This window comes from Delftia acidovorans SPH-1, from assembly GCF_000018665.1.
Lineage (GTDB): Bacteria > Pseudomonadota > Gammaproteobacteria > Burkholderiales > Burkholderiaceae_C > Comamonas > Comamonas acidovorans.
On record NC_010002.1, the window covers coordinates 3,299,929 to 3,314,999 of the forward strand.

The following is a 15,071-nucleotide window of genomic DNA, read 5'->3' on the forward strand; positions in this document are numbered from 1 at the left end:
TGCTACTGCAGCTGCAGCAGCAACTCGCGCAGGCGCTGCCCGGCCGCTGCGCTTTGCTGCGGATTGAGCGCCAGGGCCAGGCCGATGGAGGGCAGGTTCTCGGTATCTGCCAGCGCGCGGAACACCACCCCCGGCGTGCTGCCCTTGGCCACCACCGCTGGCACCAGCGCCACGCCCAGGCCCGCACCCACCAGGCTGACCAGGGTCTGCGCCTGCACGGCATGCTGCTTGACCTGGGGCATGAAGCCCGCGTTCTGGCAGGCCAGCACCACCAGCGCGTGCAGGCCGGGCACCTCGCTGGGGCGGTAGTTGATGAAGGGCTGGTCCGCCAGGTCCCGCAGCCGCAAGGCGGGCCGCTGCAGCAGCGGGTTGCCTTCGGGCAGCACGGCCACCAGCTCGTCCTTTTCCACGGGCGTGATGGACAGGTCGGTGGCCTGCGTCACCGGGTAGCGCAGCAGGCCGGCATCGAAATCGCCGCTGGCCACCTGCGCGCAGATCTCGCGCGTGGTCGATTCGGTCAGCACCAGGTCGATCAGCGGATATTCGCTGCGAAAGGCCTGCACCAGCCGCGGTATCAACGAGAACGTGGCCGAGCCTATGAAGCCTATGTGCAGGCGTCCGCGCTCGCCGCCGGCCGTGGCGCGCGAGACCTCCTGCATCTGGCGCGCATGGTGCAGGGCCAGCTCGGCACTTTCCAGGGCCGCCAGGCCTGCCTCGGTCAGCGCCGTGCCCCGGCGGTCGCGCTGGAACAGCTGCACGCCCAGGCTGTCTTCCAGCCGGCGTATGGATTGGGACAGCGGCGGCTGCGACATGTGCAGCTGCTCGGCCGCCTGCCGGTAGTTGAGCGTGCGGGCCAGGGTGACGAAGTGACGCAGTTGGCGCAGGTCCATTGATATCTACCGTGTATCAGAGATGCTGAATTAAGTCTTAGACGCAGCTTTGAAGATATCAAATACTGGCTCCCTGAAGCAACATGGAGACCACAGTGCAGGCTGCGTTGACAGGGATTCGGGTGCTGGATCTGTCCAGCGTGGTGTTCGGGCCGCTGGCCAGCCAGGTGCTGGCCGACTATGGCGCCGAAGTCATCAAGATCGAGCCGCCGGCCGGCGACTCCACGCGCCATACCGGCCCGGCCGTGGAGCCCGGCATGGCAGCCATGTTCATGGGCACCAACCGCAGCAAGAAGAGCGTGGTGCTGGACCTCAAGCAGCAACAGTCGCGCCAGGCCCTGCATGCGCTGCTGGCCACGGCCGATGTGTTCATGCACAGCATGCGGCCGCAAAAGCTGGCTCCGCTGGGCCTGGACCCCGCAACGCTGCGCGAGCGCTATCCGCGCCTGGTCTATGCAGGCCTGCATGGCTTTGGCGAAGACGGCCCCTATGCGGGCATGCCCGCCTATGACGATGTCATCCAGGGCATGAGCGGCCTGGCCGACCTGATGGAACGCCAGACGGGCGAGGCGCGCTACCTGCCCACCATTGCGGCCGACAAGACCTGCGCCCTGGTGGCCGCGCATGCCGTGCTGGCGGCGCTGTTCCAGCGCGAGCGCAGCGGCCATGGCTGCTTTGTGGAAGTGCCCATGTACGAGACCATGGTGGGCTTCAACCTGGTCGAGCATTTCTACGGCATGCACTTCAGCCCGGCGCTCAGCGGCGCAGGCTACCCGCGCGTGATGGCGCCCTGGCGCAAGCCCTACCGAACGCTGGACGGCCACGTCTGCATGATGCCGTACACCGATGCGCACTGGCAGCGCTTCTTCGCCGCCGTGGGCCAGCCGCAGCTGGCCCTGGATGCGCGCTTTGCCAGCCAGGCCAGCCGCACGGCCCACATCGCCGAGCTGCTGGAGACCGCGGGCGAGCATGTGGCCCTGCACGGCACCCAGCACTGGCTCGATACCTGCCAGCGCCTGGAGATTCCCGCCGCCCCCGTGGCGCGCATGGACGATCTGCCCGCCGATCCGCACCTGCAGGCCACGGAGTTCTTCGTGCCGCTGCAGGACGCCGCCATGGGCACCGTGCACCTGCCGCGTTCTTCCGTGCGCATGGATGGCCGGCAGGCCCCCATGGGCATGCCACCGCGCCTGGGCGAGCACACGGCGGCGCTGCTGGCCCAGGCGGGCTGGAGCGCCGAGCGCATCGCCGGCCTGCAGATCACGCAACAGGAGACATGAGATGACAGTGAACACCCCGCAGCCCCGCCCTGGCGCCGCCTGGAACGCCGTGCCCCGCATGGGCCAGGGCTTTTTCTGGCAGGACCTGCAGGTTGGCCAGCAGCTGCGCACCTTCCGCCGCACCGTGACCGAATCGGACCTGGTCGCCTTCATCAATGCCACGGGCATGCTGGAGGCCATCTTCATCGAGGAGGGCTACGACGGCGGCGCCATTGCCGGCCGCCCCGTGCCGGGCGCCATGACCTATGCGCTGATCGAAGGCTTCATCCTGCAAAGCATGATCCAGGGCACGGGCCTGGCCATGCTGGAGCTGCACCAGAAGATCCTCGGCCCCGTGCTGGTGGGCGACACCATCGAGGCGCTGGTCGAGGTCACCGCCATCAAGCCCACCTCCAAGGGCAACCGCGCCGTCGTCACCTCGCGCATCGAGGTCTTCAACCAGGGCCACCAGAAGGTCATGGAATACACGGCCGTGCGCCTGCTGGCCGGGCGCAGCTAGGCGGCCACAAGCATTCCCATAACGACATCAGGAGACAAAAGCATGGACAAGCAGATCGACAAGGCGACCCGCAAAAGAGGGCGCCGCATGGCGCTGGTCACCCTGGCGGCCCCTATTGCGGCGGCAGCGGCGGTGGCAATGGGGGCGGCACTGCCCCGCGCCGCGCTGGCGCAGCAGCCCTGGCCCAGCAAGCCCATCACGATGGTCGTGCCCTTCCCGCCGGGCGGGCCCACCGACCTGGTGGCGCGCGTGCTGGCCCAGCAGGTCGGCCAGCAACTGGGCCAGACCGTGATCGTGGACAACCGGCCCGGAGCCAATGGCAACATCGGCAATGCCCTGGTGGCCAAGGCCGCGCCCGATGGCTATACCGTGCTCTACAACACCTCGTCCATTGCGCTGAGCCCGTCGCTGTACAAGAAGATGAGCTACGACGTGGGCAAGGACCTGATGCCCGTGGCGCTGACGGCCGTGGTGCCGCTGGGCCTGGTGGTCAATCCCAAGCTGTCGGTGAAGAACGTGCAGGAGTTCGTGCGCCATGCCAGGGACAAGACCGGCCAGCTGTCCTATGGCTCGGCAGGCAACGGCAATGTCACCCACCTGGCGGCCTTCCAGGTCGTGCAGCACTACCAGATCGAGGCCAGCCACGTGCCCTACAAGGGCAGCGCGCCGGCCGACGTGGATCTGGTGGCCGGGCAGATCGACTTCATGACGGACACCATCAACTCGGTCGCCCCCTTCATCAAGGAGGGGCGGCTCAAGCTGCTGGCCGTGAGTTCCTCCAAGCGCCTGCCCAACTTCCCCGATGCCCCCACGCTGGCCGAAAGCGGCATGTCCGGCTTCGAGGCCGGTGCCTGGCAGGGCGTGATGGTGCCCGCGAAGACGCCGGCCGCCATCATCCAGCGGCTCAACCAGGAGCTGATGCGCGCGCTCAAGGACCCGGGCGTGGTCGAGAAGCTGCAGCTGCAGGGCGCCGAAGGCCTGGGCTCCACGCCGGAGGAATACGGCGCCTACATCCGCAGCGAGATCAAGCGCTGGGCCGGCGTGGTCAAGAGCACGGGCGTCTCTCTGGACTGAGTGCGGGGCGTTGCGGCGCCTGTCGCGCAGTTGCGCATATTGGCACCTGTTTGTCAGGGGTGGGCGCGGTTTTTCAGCTATGGTTGCGGCTCATTGCCCCGGGCTGCCGGGGCAGGGCATGCATAGCAACAAGGAGCAAGATATGACGGGAGCTGCCGGCGAAGTCCTCAGCGAAGTGCGGGGCCGCATGGGCATGATCACCTTGAACCGGGCCAAGGCGCTGAACGCGCTGTCGCTGGGCATGGTGCGCGATCTGCTGGCCACCCTGCTGGCCTGGCAAAAGGATGAGCAGGTGCTGGCCGTGGCCATCCGAGGCATGGGCAAGGAAGGGGTCTTCGGCGCCTTCTGCGCGGGCGGGGACATCCGCTTCCTGCATGGCGCGGGCAGCACGGGCAATCCGCAGCTGGAGGACTTCTTCACAGAGGAGTACGCGCTCAACCACCTGATCCACACCTTTGGCAAGCCCTACATCGCCTTCATGGACGGCATCGTCATGGGCGGCGGCATGGGCATCAGCCAGGGTGGCACGATGCGCATCGTCACCGAACGCACCAAGATGGCCATGCCCGAGACGGCCATCGGCCTGTTCCCCGATGTGGGTGGCGGCTACTTCCTCTCGCGCTGCCCGGGTCACGCGGGTGAGTGGCTGGCGCTGACGGGCGACGTGATCGGCGCGGCCGATGCGCTGGACTTCGGCCTGGCCGATGGCTACCTGCCCTCGGACCAGCAGCCTGCGCTGTGGGACGCGCTGGCCGCCGGCAGCTTTGCCGATGCAGCGGCCGTCGAGGCCCTGGTGAAGTCGAAGTTCACGGCTCCGGCCAAGCCGGCGGCCCAGCCCCGCGCCGAGATCGACCGCGTGTTTGCCCTGCCCACGGTGGCTGCCATGGTGCAGGCGCTGGAAGCGGCAGATGGCGAGTGGGCGCAGCACACGGCAGCCACGCTGCGCAAGCGCTCGCCGCTGATGCTGCACGTGGTGCTGGAGCAGATCCGCCGCGCGCGCGGCATGACGCTGGCCCAGGACCTGCGCATGGAGCGCGACATGGTGCGCCACTGCTTCTACCTGCGCCCGGGCCAGAGCGAGACCATCGAAGGCATACGCGCACTGGCCGTGGACAAGGACCACCACCCGCGCTGGAACCCCGCGCGCATCGAAGACGTGCAGGACGCGCAGTGGCGCGCCTTCTTCGACAGCCCCTGGCCGGCGCATTCGCATCCGCTGGCAGCGCTGGACTGATCGCGGCGCAGAGCGTTCAGGCTTCCAAAAGGCCATCCGGCGCCATGCCGGGTGGCCTTTTTTCATTCAACGATCCGCAGGCTCCATGCGGCAGGAATGGCCTGCCAGCAGCCGTACCGCGTCGTCAATGCGCGGGCCCGGATCCCATTCGGGCACGGGCGGCGTCAGGCCCAGGGCCATCTGCCGCAGCGGCTCGGCAATGACCATGGACAGCAGCAGGTCGCAGACGACTTCGGGCTGTTCGGCCCGCAGCAACCCCTTGCCGCACTGGCGCCGCAGCCAGTCCACCAGCATGCCGCGGCCGCGCTCTATGCCGTTGCGCTGGTAGACCTCCAGCAGCTCGGGCTTGGCGGGAAAGTCGGTGGTGAGCAGGCGGAACATTCCCACCGCCTCGGCCGACAGCACGCGCGCGGCAATCACGCGCAGGATCTCGGCCAGCGCTGGGGCCACCTCTGAGGCCGATTGCGCATCGGCCGACAGGGCAGGGCGGAAACCGTCGGTCCAGCTGCGCACCACCAGGGCCACCAGGTCCTCGCGGTTGGCGGCAAAGCGGTAGAGCGTTTTCTTGGCCAGCCCTGCGCGCCTGGCCACGGCTTCCATGGTGGTGGCGGCATAGCCTTCGTTGAGCAAGAGCCAGGTGGCGGCGGCCAGGGCGGCATCGTTGGCCTCGTGCTCGGGCCGGGCCGGCCGCCCGCGCGGCCTTGGGGCCGCAGGAGTGATTTCGGATTCCATTGGATTTCTTGTCGTTCCGTTCGGTGTTGTGCAGGGTCGTGCCTGGTTGTGCAGCATTTTGTTACCCGTCAGGGATTATCCGATTGTTTGGAAACGTAGTTCGTTTCTTTAATATAAGATGGCTTTTCCTCATCAACCCAGGAACGGAAAACACCCATGAACTCCCATGCCTTCGAGCCCGACATTTCCCGCATCGACGAGCTGCTGCACATCACGCCGCTGCGGCTGGAGACGGGAATCCAGCGCCTGCCCAGCGGTTGCCTGGTGGTGGCCTGCCGCACCGACCTGCATGGCTGCAGCGGCCGCATGCTGGACTGGTGGTTCAAGTTCTTCGAGACCACGCAGCACATCAAGTGGTGGCATCCGCACGACCATATCGCGCACCGCGGCTGGGATGCGCAATGGAAGAAGGGCGAGAGCTACATCGGCGCGTCCATCGAGGCCGTGGAGTCCCTGGCCGACATTCCGCCCGTGGCGGCCAGGCTCAAGTTCCACGATCCGCGCGAGCTGTTCGACCCTGCGCAGCTGGAGCTGGCCTTTGCCGAAAAACGCGCCTCGGCCGCCGTGTATGCGCGCATCGGTTTTGGTGAGCATGTGCAGCTGGACGCCAGCGGGGACCCCATGGACGGGCAGATGGTGCACCTGGCGCGTGACACGCCTTTTGGCTGCGTGCTGCGCAGCCGCTTTTTGCTGGGCCAGTCCTGCGCCGACCCGGCGGCCGAGCTGCCCGACGCGCTGGGCCTGGGCCTGCTGCGCCATTGCTACACGGAGTTCACCTATCTGTCGCGCTTCCTGCCCTCGCTGTACTACGGCGAGCATGGCAACGGCGAGGCGGCGCCGCTGCCCTGGTAGACGTGGCCCCAGGCTTCAAAGCTGCTGGTGCACGGCCGTGGCCAGCTGCAGCAGCTGGTTGCGCGGCAGGGCGCCGCTGAGCGCATAGCCAAAGCCCTGGTCCACCCAGTAGAAGCTGGGCACGGGGCCGTCGCTGCTGAAGTGAAAGGCGGTCTCGCCGCGCGTGGCCGGGTCCTCCAGCGCACCCAGGTACAGGGTGATGCGCTCGCCCGCCGCGTCCTGGTACATGAACTGGGCGCGTGCGCCGCTGTCGCCGGGCAGCAATCGGCCGCCCACCAGCTCATAGCCCAGGTCCGTGAGTGCCGGCAGCTTCAGCGGCCGGCCCAGGCGCTTGGACAGCCACTGCAGCAGATGGGCCTGCTGCGCGGCCTCCACCTCGACCGGGTGGCGTTGCTCGGGCTGGTAGACCGCGTGGGCGACGGCCGCCTGGTGGGCGAAGCGGGCCGGGGAGGCAGCAGCCAGCGTGGCCGCCGTTGATGGCGCGGCGGCGGGCACCGCCTGCTGCCCATGCACCAGCCAGCCCAGGCCGAAGGCCAGCATCCAGCCCGCGGCCATGCCACCCCAGCGCCACCACTGCTGCTGGCGCTGGTGCAGGCCCTGCAACTGTTCGGCGGCGGCGCGCATTTCGTCGGGCATGCCGGGTTCGTCCCGGGCAGCAGGCAGGGCGCGCAGCAACTGGCGCTGGCGTTGCCATTGCTCCACGCGCGCGGCGCTGTCTTCGTCCAGCTGGTCGCGCAGCGCCTGCGCCTGCTGCGCGGGCAGGCGGCCATCGACCAGGGCGTGCAGCTGCTCGTCGGAAATGGGCGGGGGCAAGGGCGAGGAAGATGAAAGAGGGGTGGGGGCGGATGCGGTCATGGCGGCCTCGTCATTTGAGCCGGCGCAGCGCGGGGGCTGCGGCTTGGGGTGTTGCGGCCTTGGCAGTCGGTGCTGACTGTGCAGGCGCTGCAGAGGAGGCCGAGGTGGCTGATGGGGCCGATGGGGCCTCCATCAATTCGCGCAGCCGGGACCGTGCGCGCGACAGGCGCGACATCACGGTGCCCAGGGGCAGCTGCAGCACGCGCGCCGTGTCGGCGTAGCTCATGTCCTCCACGCTGACCAGCAGCAGCACGGCCCGCTGCTCGGCGGGCAGGCGCTGCAGGCAGCGCTCCAGGTCCAGGGCCGCGTCGCTGCTGTCCTCGGGTGCGGCCAGGGTCTCGGACAGGCTGTCTATGTCCAGCCACTGCCCGCGCGCGGCAGAGCGCCGCTGGTTCAAGTAGAGGTTGTGCATCAGCGTGAACAGCCAGGCGCGCAGATCGCCGCCGGGGCGCCACAGCAGCCATTTGCGGCAGGCACGCTCCAGCGTGTCCTGCACCAGGTCGTCGGCGGCCCAGGCATCGCCTGCCAGCAGCCGCGCATAGCGGCGCAGGCCGGGCAGGTGCTCCAGGATCTGGCTGCGGTCCATGGGCAGGTCCGAAGGCGGATGCGGCTGGAATCAGGGGCGTGCGGTATGCCAGACGCCCATGACGCCGTCGCCCGTGGTGTCACCGGCCTTGCCGTCCTTCACCCAGTAGTACAGCGGCTTGCCCTTGTAGGCGATCTGGCTGCTGCCATCGTCCCGCTGTATCACGCTGTAGTTGCCGCCAGAGGGCGCCTGCTTGCCCATCAGCGGCGGCCAGTTGGTCGCGCAGGGGCCGTTGCAGACGGACTTGCCGCTGCCGGCCGTGTCCTTGTCGAAGGTGTAGAGCGTCATGCCGTTGGCGCCGACCAGCATGCCGTTTTGCACGCTGACCGCGCTGGGCGGGGTCTGGCCAGAGGCGTTGGCCGCAGGCGCGGAATAGCAGCCTGCCAGGGTCAATGTCAGGGCTGCCGTGAAGGCACAGGTACCAAGTTTCATGCCGAGCTTCTTCATCGCTGTCTCCGGTGCTTGCCGGCGCGCGAAATTGCGGCCGGACACTGCAATGAACACTGGGCCGTGCCGGTTTATTCCGCAGCAGTGCAAAAAAAGCTGCGGATGCCCGTCAACGGTTGAAGCTCTTCATGGCGCGCTCGACCTCGCGCTTGCCTTCGCGGTCCTTGATCACGTCGCGCTTGTCGTGCTCGGCCTTGCCCTTGGCAAGGGCGATGTCGCACTTGACGAAACCGTTCTTCCAGTGAAGGTTGATGGGCACCAGCGTGAAGCCCTTTTGCTCGACCTTGCCGATCAGGCGCAGGATGTCGTCCTTCTTGAGCAGCAGCTTCTTGATGCGCGCCGCGTCGGGGTTGACGTGGGTGGAGGCGGTCTTGAGCGGGTTGATCTGGCAGCCGAGCAGGAACAGCTCGCCGTCCTTGACGATGACGTAGCCGTCGGTCAACTGCACCTTGCCGCTGCGCAGTGCCTTCACTTCCCAGCCGTGCAGCACGATGCCGGCCTCGAAACGTTCCTCGAAGAAGTAGTTGAACGCGGCTTTTTTGTTGTCGGCGATGCGCGACTGTGTTTCAGGTTTCTTGGCCATGGAGTAATAGATGCGGCGAAAACCTGGAGATGAAAGCTCTCCATACAATACTGGATTGCCGTCTCGCCTCCGTGCGGGATTTTAGTTTCGCCTTGCCGTCATTGTGACAGCCGTATGCGCCATGACCGCGCAGCCGGTGTTTTGCATGCCGTGCAGCCCGCCCCATTCATGAAAAAAGTCAACAAGTCCGTCCTGATCTGGTACAGCCCCCAAGAAATGTTTGCCCTGGTGACGGACGTGGCCCACTATGCCGACTTCCTCCCCTGGTGCGACCAGGCCAGGGTGCTGGAGCAGGACGAGCAGGGCATGACGGCCGAGGTGGGCATTGCATTCGGCGGCATGCGCAAGTCCTTCGTCACGCGCAACACGCACAGCGTGCTCGACGATGGCGGGCGCCAGGTCAGCATCCGCCTGATCAAGGGGCCGTTCTCGCGGCTGGAGGGCAACTGGATGTTCCGCCCCGTGGGCGACGGCACGCAGCGTGCCTGCCGCGTGGAGCTGCAGCTGGACTATGGCTTTGACAACATGGCGCTGGCCGCCGTGGTCGGCCCGGTGTTCGACCGCATCGCGGGCTCCATGGTCGATGCCTTCGTCAAGCGCGCCGAGCAGGTCTATGGCTGAACCCCGGCCGTTTCTGTGCATCACGCTGGCATGCAGCCCGCGTGCCGGTGAAGTCGTTGAGCTGACCCTGCAATTGCCGGCCGGTGCCTCGATTGCCGACGCAGTCGAGGCCGCTGGTGGCTGGCAGGCGCTGGGCTTTGCACAGGAGGGGCCCGCTGGCCTTTGGGGCCGCAGCGCACCATTGACGCAAGGCTTGCGCGACGGCGATCGCGTGGAGCTGTACCGGCCCTTGACCGTGGACCCCAAGGTGGCGCGCCGCGAGCGCTTTGCGCGCCAGGGAGCCCGCGCCACGGGCCTGTTCCAGCGCCAGAGGCCCGGGGCCAAGGCCGGTTACTGACGGAGGGGGCGCTCAGCGCACCGGGCCGCAGTCCGAGGCGATGATGGCGTCGGCGCGCTTGAGTTCCGCATCGCGCGTGGCGTCGTCCATGAAGCCGCGCTCGCCCTGCTCATTCGTGTAGCCCAGCAGGCGGCCCGAAGACAGCGCTGTCTTGGACTGCTTGGCGCGTGCGCAGTTGTCCTGGCGCTGCTTGGCAAGCCGTTCCTTTTCTGCCTTGGCCTTGGCGGCCTCCTGGGCCTCGGCCTTGCGCTTTTGCTCTTCCAGGGCCTTGTCGGTGCCTGCGGGCTTGGCGTCCTTGGCGGTGGCAGGCGATGCCTGTGCCGTTGCATCTGCAGCGGGCTGCGTGGCCGCATCTGTAGCCGCCGGTGCAGTGGATGGCGCCGCCGCTGCTGGAGCGGGCGCGCTGCCGCCAGGCTGGCGCAGGATGTTCTTGGCCGGAATGTCAGGGGGTGGCGCGCGGTCGCTGAAGACCTTGCGGCCTGTGGCGTCGACCCATTGCCACTGGGCGGCTGCGGACAGCGAACAGGCGGCAAGCGCGGCTAGCAAAACAAGCTTGGTGGCGTGCATGGTGATTGGGGTGATCGGGCCGGTTGCAGGTAGCAATAGCAGGAAATGATGGCGGGCAGCGATAGCGGGGAACAATGGCCTACAGCATACATTGTGATCCGGCGCACGGGTACAATCCTTCTTTTGGAGCTCTCACATGCGCCTTCTCGGTAAAGCCCTGACCTTCGACGACGTCCTCCTGGTCCCCGCTTTCTCCCAGGTCCTGCCCAAGGACACCTCGCTCAAGACGCGCTTTTCGCGCAACATCTCCCTGAACATCCCCCTTGTGTCCGCCGCCATGGACACCGTGACCGAAGCGCGTCTGGCCATTGCCATTGCGCAAGAGGGCGGTATCGGCGTCATTCACAAGAACATGACGGCAGAGCAACAGGCTGCCGAAGTGTCCAAGGTCAAGCGCCACGAATCCGGCGTGGTGCACGACCCCGTGGTCATCACCCCCGAGCACACCGTGCTGCAGGTGCTGCAGCTGTCCGAGAACCTCGGCATCTCCGGCTTTCCCGTGTGCGACGGCGGCAAGGTGGTGGGCATCGTCACCAGCCGCGACCTGCGCTTCGAGACCCGCTACGACGTCAAGGTCAGCCAGATCATGACGCCGCGCGAGCGCCTGATCACCGTCAACGAGAAGGACGGCACCACGCCCGTGGAAGCCAAGGCCCTGCTCAACAAGCACAAGCTCGAGCGCATCCTGGTCGTGAACGACGCCTTTGAACTCAAGGGCCTTATCACCGTCAAGGACATCACCAAGCAGACCACCTTCCCCAACGCAGCGCGTGACAGCGCAGGCCGCCTGCGCGTGGCCGCCGCCGTGAGCGTGGGCGAGGGCACCGAGCAGCGCGTGGAGCTGCTGGTCAAGGCCGGCGTCGATGCACTGGTGGTGGACACGGCCCACGGCCACAGCAAGGGCGTGATCGACCGCGTGCGCTGGGTCAAGCAGAACTACCCGCAGGTCGATGTCATCGGCGGCAACATTGCCACCGGCGCCGCTGCGCTGGCACTGGCCGAGGCAGGCGCCGACGCCGTCAAGGTCGGCATCGGCCCTGGCTCCATCTGCACCACGCGCATCGTCGCCGGTGTGGGCGTGCCCCAGATCATGGCCATTGACAGCGTGGCCCAGGCCCTGCAGGGCACGGGCGTGCCGCTGATCGCCGACGGCGGCATCCGCTTCTCGGGCGACATCGCCAAGGCCCTGGCCGCTGGTGCCTCGACCATCATGATGGGCGGCATGTTCGCCGGCACCGAAGAGGCTCCGGGCGAAGTCATCCTGTACCAGGGCCGTTCGTACAAGAGCTATCGCGGCATGGGCTCCATCGGCGCCATGCAGCAGGGCTCGGCCGACCGCTACTTCCAGGAGTCAAGCACCGGCAACCCCAATGCCGACAAGCTCGTGCCCGAAGGCATCGAAGGCCGCGTGCCCTACAAGGGCTCCATGGTCTCCATCGTCTACCAGATGGCCGGCGGCGTGCGCGCTGCCATGGGCTACTGCGGCTGCGCCACCATCGAAGAGATGAACAACACGGCCGAGTTTGTGGAGATCACCGCCGCAGGCATCCGTGAATCGCACGTGCATGACGTGCAGATCACCAAGGAAGCGCCGAACTACCGCGCCGACTGATCCCGATCCAGCGCCTTGGCGCGAGATGGAAAAGAGGTCCGGGCAGCCACTGCCCGGACCTCTTTTTTTGTGCGCCTAGATGACGAAGCTCAGATGGCGAAGTTGTCCAGCACCGCGCCCGAGCTGGCGCTCGATGCGTTGAAAGCGAACTTGGCCTGCACGCCCCGCGTGTAGCGGGGCGCGGGGGCCTTCCATGCCGCGCGGCGCTGGGCGAGCACGTCTTCGGGCACGTTCAGCTGCAGCCGCAATGCGTGCGCGTCGATGGTGATCGAGTCGCCCTCGTGCACCAGCGCGATGGTGCCGCCCACGGCCGCTTCCGGCGCCACGTGGCCGACCACCATGCCCCAGGTGCCGCCGGAGAAGCGGCCATCGGTGATCAGGCCCACGCTCTCGCCCAGGCCGGCGCCGATCAGGGCGCCCGTGGGGGCCAGCATTTCCGGCATGCCGGGGCCGCCCTTGGGGCCCAGGTAGCGCAGCACCATCACATCGCCGGCCTGTATCCTGCCGTCGAGGATGGCCGCCAGTGCCGATTGCTCATCGTCGAACACGCGTGCCGGGCCGGTGATGACCGGGTTCTTCAGGCCCGTGATCTTGGCCACCGCGCCTTCCGGGCTCAGGTTGCCCTTGAGAATGGCCAGGTGGCCCTGCGGATAGAGTGCATCCGAGAGGGGGCGGATGATCTGCGGGTTCGGTGGTTCGTCAGGCACGCCAGCCAGGGTCTGCGCAATGGTCTGGCCCGAGATGGTGATGCAGTCGCCGTGCAGCAGGCCCGCATTCAGCAGGATCTTCATGACCTGCGGGATGCCGCCCGCCTGGTGCAGGTCCACCGCCAGGTATCTGCCGCTGGGCTTGAGATCGCACAGCACCGGCACCCGCTGGCGGATGCGCTCGAAGTCGTCGATGGACCAGGGCACGCCGGCCGCATGGGCGATCGCAAGAAAGTGCAGCACGGCATTGGTGGAGCCCCCGGTCGCCATGATCACCGAGACCGCGTTCTCGATGGACTTGCGCGTCACGATATCGCGCGGCTTGAGGTCCATCTTGATGGCCTCGATCAGCACCCTGGCGGATTCCTTGGCCGAGTTTTCCTTTTCATCATGGGGATTGGCCATGGTGGAGGAGTAGGGCAGGCTCATGCCCAGCGCCTCGAACGCGCTCGACATGGTGTTGGCGGTGTACATGCCGCCGCACGAGCCCGTGCCGGGAATGGCGTGCTGCTCGATGTCCTTGAGCTCCTGGTCGCTGATCTTTCCCGCGGCGTTTTCGCCGACGGCCTCGAACACGCTGACGATGTTCAGGTCCCGGCCTTTCCACCTGCCGGGCAGGATGGTGCCGCCGTAGACGTAGATGGCCGGCACATTGGCGCGCAGCATGCCCATCATGCCGCCCGGCATGTTCTTGTCGCAGCCGCCGACCACTAGCACGCCGTCCATCCACTGGCCGCCCACGCAGGTCTCTATGCAGTCGGCGATCACCTCGCGGCTGACCAGCGAGTACTTCATGCCTTCCGTGCCCATGGACATGCCGTCCGAGATGGTCGGCGTGCCGAACACCTGCGCGTTGCCGCCGGCTTCCTCGATGCCTGCGATGGCCGCGTCCGCCAGCCTTTGCAGGCCGGAGTTGCACGGCGTGATCGTGCTGTGGCCGTTGGCCACGCCGACCATGGGCTTCTTGAAATCCTCTTCCTTGTAGCCCATGCCGTAGAACATGGAGCGGTTGGCTGCGCGCGCCTTGCCTTCGGTGATGTGGGAGCTTCGGCGGTTGATCTGGTTCGGCGGGGTCATGGCATGTCTCTCGTTGTGGGGGTTGGATGAGTATGGGCCGACTGATTCATCTGATCCAATCCTATTCATCGGCATGATTGATATGCTGCACATATGAATGAGCCCCCCATTGATCTGCGCGTCTGGCGGCAATTCCTGGCCGTGGCGGACGAGCTGCACTTCGGCCGGGCCGCATCGCGCCTGCACATGACGCAGCCGCCGCTCACACAGGCCATCGCCCAGCTGGAGCGCAGCCTGGACGTGGCGCTGTTCGAGCGCTCAAGCCGCCACGTCGCGCTGACGCCCGCCGGCGAGGCGCTTGTGCCGCAGGTGCGTGAGCTTCTGGCGCAGGCGGCAGCGCTGCCCGGGATTGCGCGGGCTGCGGCAGCGGGAGAAGTGGGGCGCGTGCGGCTGGCCTTTGTCTCCACCATCGGCTTCACCCGGCTGCCGCTGTGGGTGCGGGACTTCGTGGCAGGCACGCCTGGTGTGGCGCTGGAGCTGGTCGAGGCCACCAGCGATGTGCAAATGGAGGCGTTTGAGCGCGGGCAGATCGATGCCGGGTTGATGCTGCATGCCCCCGGGCATGCGCCGGCCGGCCTGGAGCGCCTGGCCGTGGGACGGGAAGCCATGGTGCTGGCCCTGCCTCAGCAGCATGCGCTTGCCGGTGCGGACAGGCTGATGCTCGACGAAGTGCTGGAGCAGCCGCTGGTGATCTTTCCGCGCCGCATCATGCCCTCGCTCCATGACGCGGTGACGGATCTGTACCGACGGCACGGACATGTGCCGCGCATCGCGCAGCAGGCGATACAGATGCAGACCATCGTGAACCTGGTCTGGGGCGGCATCGGCCTGGCCTGGGTGCCCGCCAGCGTGATGCAGTTCTGCAGGCCCGGCGTGGTCTACCGCGAGGCGGTTTTCGCCAGCGCCCGTGCAGGCAGCAAGGCCGTTGCCCTGCCGGTCTGCGAGACCAGCCTGGCCTGGCCTGCCGACGCCATGTCGCCCGCGCTGGCGCGGTTTGTCGGCTTCGTGCGCGAACAGCATTGAGTGGGGCGCGCCAGCAGGCAGCCGAGGCTAATGCCTGGAATATCCGCAAGGTTCTGGTCTGAATTTTTGGAAATTCTGGCCAGAATGATAGAATT

General features: G+C 67.1%; 17 protein-coding genes. 9 read left to right on the forward strand and 8 right to left on the reverse strand.

Going from position 1 to position 15,071, the window contains the following annotated elements; genetic code table 11:
• Positions 1-2: 2 nt before the first annotated feature.
• On the reverse strand, positions 3-890 hold the full coding sequence (locus DACI_RS15035; RefSeq protein ID WP_012204838.1) for a LysR family transcriptional regulator: 888 nt from the start codon (positions 888-890) through the stop codon (positions 3-5).
• 83 nt (positions 891-973) lie between these two features.
• Here DACI_RS15035 and DACI_RS15040 point away from each other — a divergent pair, with 83 nt between their 5' ends.
• The 4 genes from DACI_RS15040 to DACI_RS15055 all read left to right on the forward strand — a co-directional run bounded on the left by DACI_RS15040 (position 974) and on the right by DACI_RS15055 (position 4,977).
• Positions 974-2,170, forward strand: a complete 1,197-nt coding sequence (locus tag DACI_RS15040) for a CaiB/BaiF CoA transferase family protein (protein WP_012204839.1) — start codon at positions 974-976, stop codon at positions 2,168-2,170.
• Position 2,171: 1 nt separating this feature from the next.
• Entirely contained in the window at positions 2,172-2,669 is a 498-nt protein-coding gene (locus DACI_RS15045) for a MaoC family dehydratase (protein ID WP_012204840.1), read from the forward strand.
• A gap of 42 nt (positions 2,670-2,711) precedes the next feature.
• Complete coding sequence (locus DACI_RS15050) at positions 2,712-3,743, forward strand: Bug family tripartite tricarboxylate transporter substrate binding protein (protein WP_012204841.1); 1,032 nt, start codon at positions 2,712-2,714, stop codon at positions 3,741-3,743.
• A 142-nt stretch (positions 3,744-3,885) separates the two neighbouring features.
• Positions 3,886-4,977 carry an enoyl-CoA hydratase/isomerase family protein gene (locus tag DACI_RS15055; RefSeq protein ID WP_012204842.1) on the forward strand — a complete coding sequence of 364 codons (1,092 nt, stop codon included), beginning with the start codon at positions 3,886-3,888 and terminating at the stop codon, positions 4,975-4,977.
• A gap of 66 nt (positions 4,978-5,043) precedes the next feature.
• Here DACI_RS15055 and DACI_RS15060 read toward each other — a convergent pair whose 3' ends face one another.
• A complete protein-coding gene (locus DACI_RS15060) occupies positions 5,044-5,709 on the reverse strand; it encodes a TetR/AcrR family transcriptional regulator (protein WP_043781570.1) in 666 nt (221 codons plus the stop codon).
• A gap of 156 nt (positions 5,710-5,865) precedes the next feature.
• On the opposite strand from DACI_RS15060, the gene DACI_RS15065 reads away from it, so the two are divergent.
• Complete coding sequence (locus DACI_RS15065; protein WP_012204844.1) at positions 5,866-6,561, forward strand: DAPG hydrolase family protein; 696 nt, start codon at positions 5,866-5,868, stop codon at positions 6,559-6,561.
• A 15-nt stretch (positions 6,562-6,576) separates the two neighbouring features.
• Here the strand turns inward: DACI_RS15065 and DACI_RS15070 are convergent, their stop codons facing one another.
• The 4 genes from DACI_RS15070 to smpB all read right to left on the reverse strand — a co-directional run bounded on the left by DACI_RS15070 (position 6,577) and on the right by smpB (position 9,032).
• Complete coding sequence (locus tag DACI_RS15070; RefSeq protein ID WP_012204845.1) at positions 6,577-7,416, reverse strand: anti-sigma factor family protein; 840 nt, start codon at positions 7,414-7,416, stop codon at positions 6,577-6,579.
• A gap of 10 nt (positions 7,417-7,426) precedes the next feature.
• Positions 7,427-8,002 carry a sigma-70 family RNA polymerase sigma factor gene (locus DACI_RS15075; RefSeq protein ID WP_012204846.1) on the reverse strand — a complete coding sequence of 192 codons (576 nt, stop codon included), beginning with the start codon at positions 8,000-8,002 and terminating at the stop codon, positions 7,427-7,429.
• A 30-nt stretch (positions 8,003-8,032) separates the two neighbouring features.
• The gene (locus DACI_RS15080) at positions 8,033-8,449 is read right to left on the reverse strand and encodes a COG4315 family predicted lipoprotein (protein WP_012204847.1); all 417 of its coding nucleotides are present in this window, start codon (positions 8,447-8,449) and stop codon (positions 8,033-8,035) included.
• A 109-nt stretch (positions 8,450-8,558) separates the two neighbouring features.
• Positions 8,559-9,032 (reverse strand): SsrA-binding protein SmpB, encoded by a 474-nt coding sequence (smpB, locus tag DACI_RS15085; RefSeq protein ID WP_013803027.1) that lies wholly within the window; start codon positions 9,030-9,032, stop codon positions 8,559-8,561.
• A 168-nt stretch (positions 9,033-9,200) separates the two neighbouring features.
• Here smpB and DACI_RS15090 point away from each other — a divergent pair, with 168 nt between their 5' ends.
• Both DACI_RS15090 and DACI_RS15095 read left to right on the forward strand, forming a co-directional pair.
• Positions 9,201-9,653 carry a type II toxin-antitoxin system RatA family toxin gene (locus DACI_RS15090; protein ID WP_043783393.1) on the forward strand — a complete coding sequence of 151 codons (453 nt, stop codon included), beginning with the start codon at positions 9,201-9,203 and terminating at the stop codon, positions 9,651-9,653.
• Positions 9,646-9,990, forward strand: a complete 345-nt coding sequence (locus DACI_RS15095) for an RnfH family protein (RefSeq protein WP_012204850.1) — start codon at positions 9,646-9,648, stop codon at positions 9,988-9,990. The genes DACI_RS15090 and DACI_RS15095 overlap by 8 nt, the downstream gene beginning before the upstream one ends.
• A gap of 12 nt (positions 9,991-10,002) precedes the next feature.
• Here DACI_RS15095 and DACI_RS15100 read toward each other — a convergent pair whose 3' ends face one another.
• Positions 10,003-10,557 (reverse strand): DUF4124 domain-containing protein, encoded by a 555-nt coding sequence (locus DACI_RS15100; RefSeq protein WP_012204851.1) that lies wholly within the window; start codon positions 10,555-10,557, stop codon positions 10,003-10,005.
• A gap of 136 nt (positions 10,558-10,693) precedes the next feature.
• Here DACI_RS15100 and guaB point away from each other — a divergent pair, with 136 nt between their 5' ends.
• Positions 10,694-12,169 carry an IMP dehydrogenase gene (gene guaB / locus DACI_RS15105; RefSeq protein WP_012204852.1) on the forward strand — a complete coding sequence of 492 codons (1,476 nt, stop codon included), beginning with the start codon at positions 10,694-10,696 and terminating at the stop codon, positions 12,167-12,169.
• An 89-nt stretch (positions 12,170-12,258) separates the two neighbouring features.
• On the opposite strand, the gene ilvD is transcribed toward guaB, so the two are convergent.
• Complete coding sequence (gene ilvD / locus DACI_RS15110) at positions 12,259-13,953, reverse strand: dihydroxy-acid dehydratase (protein ID WP_012204853.1); 1,695 nt, start codon at positions 13,951-13,953, stop codon at positions 12,259-12,261.
• Positions 13,954-14,046: 93 nt separating this feature from the next.
• On the opposite strand from ilvD, the gene DACI_RS15115 reads away from it, so the two are divergent.
• Entirely contained in the window at positions 14,047-14,976 is a 930-nt protein-coding gene (locus DACI_RS15115) for a LysR family transcriptional regulator (protein WP_012204854.1), read from the forward strand.
• Positions 14,977-15,071 lie beyond the last annotated feature (95 nt).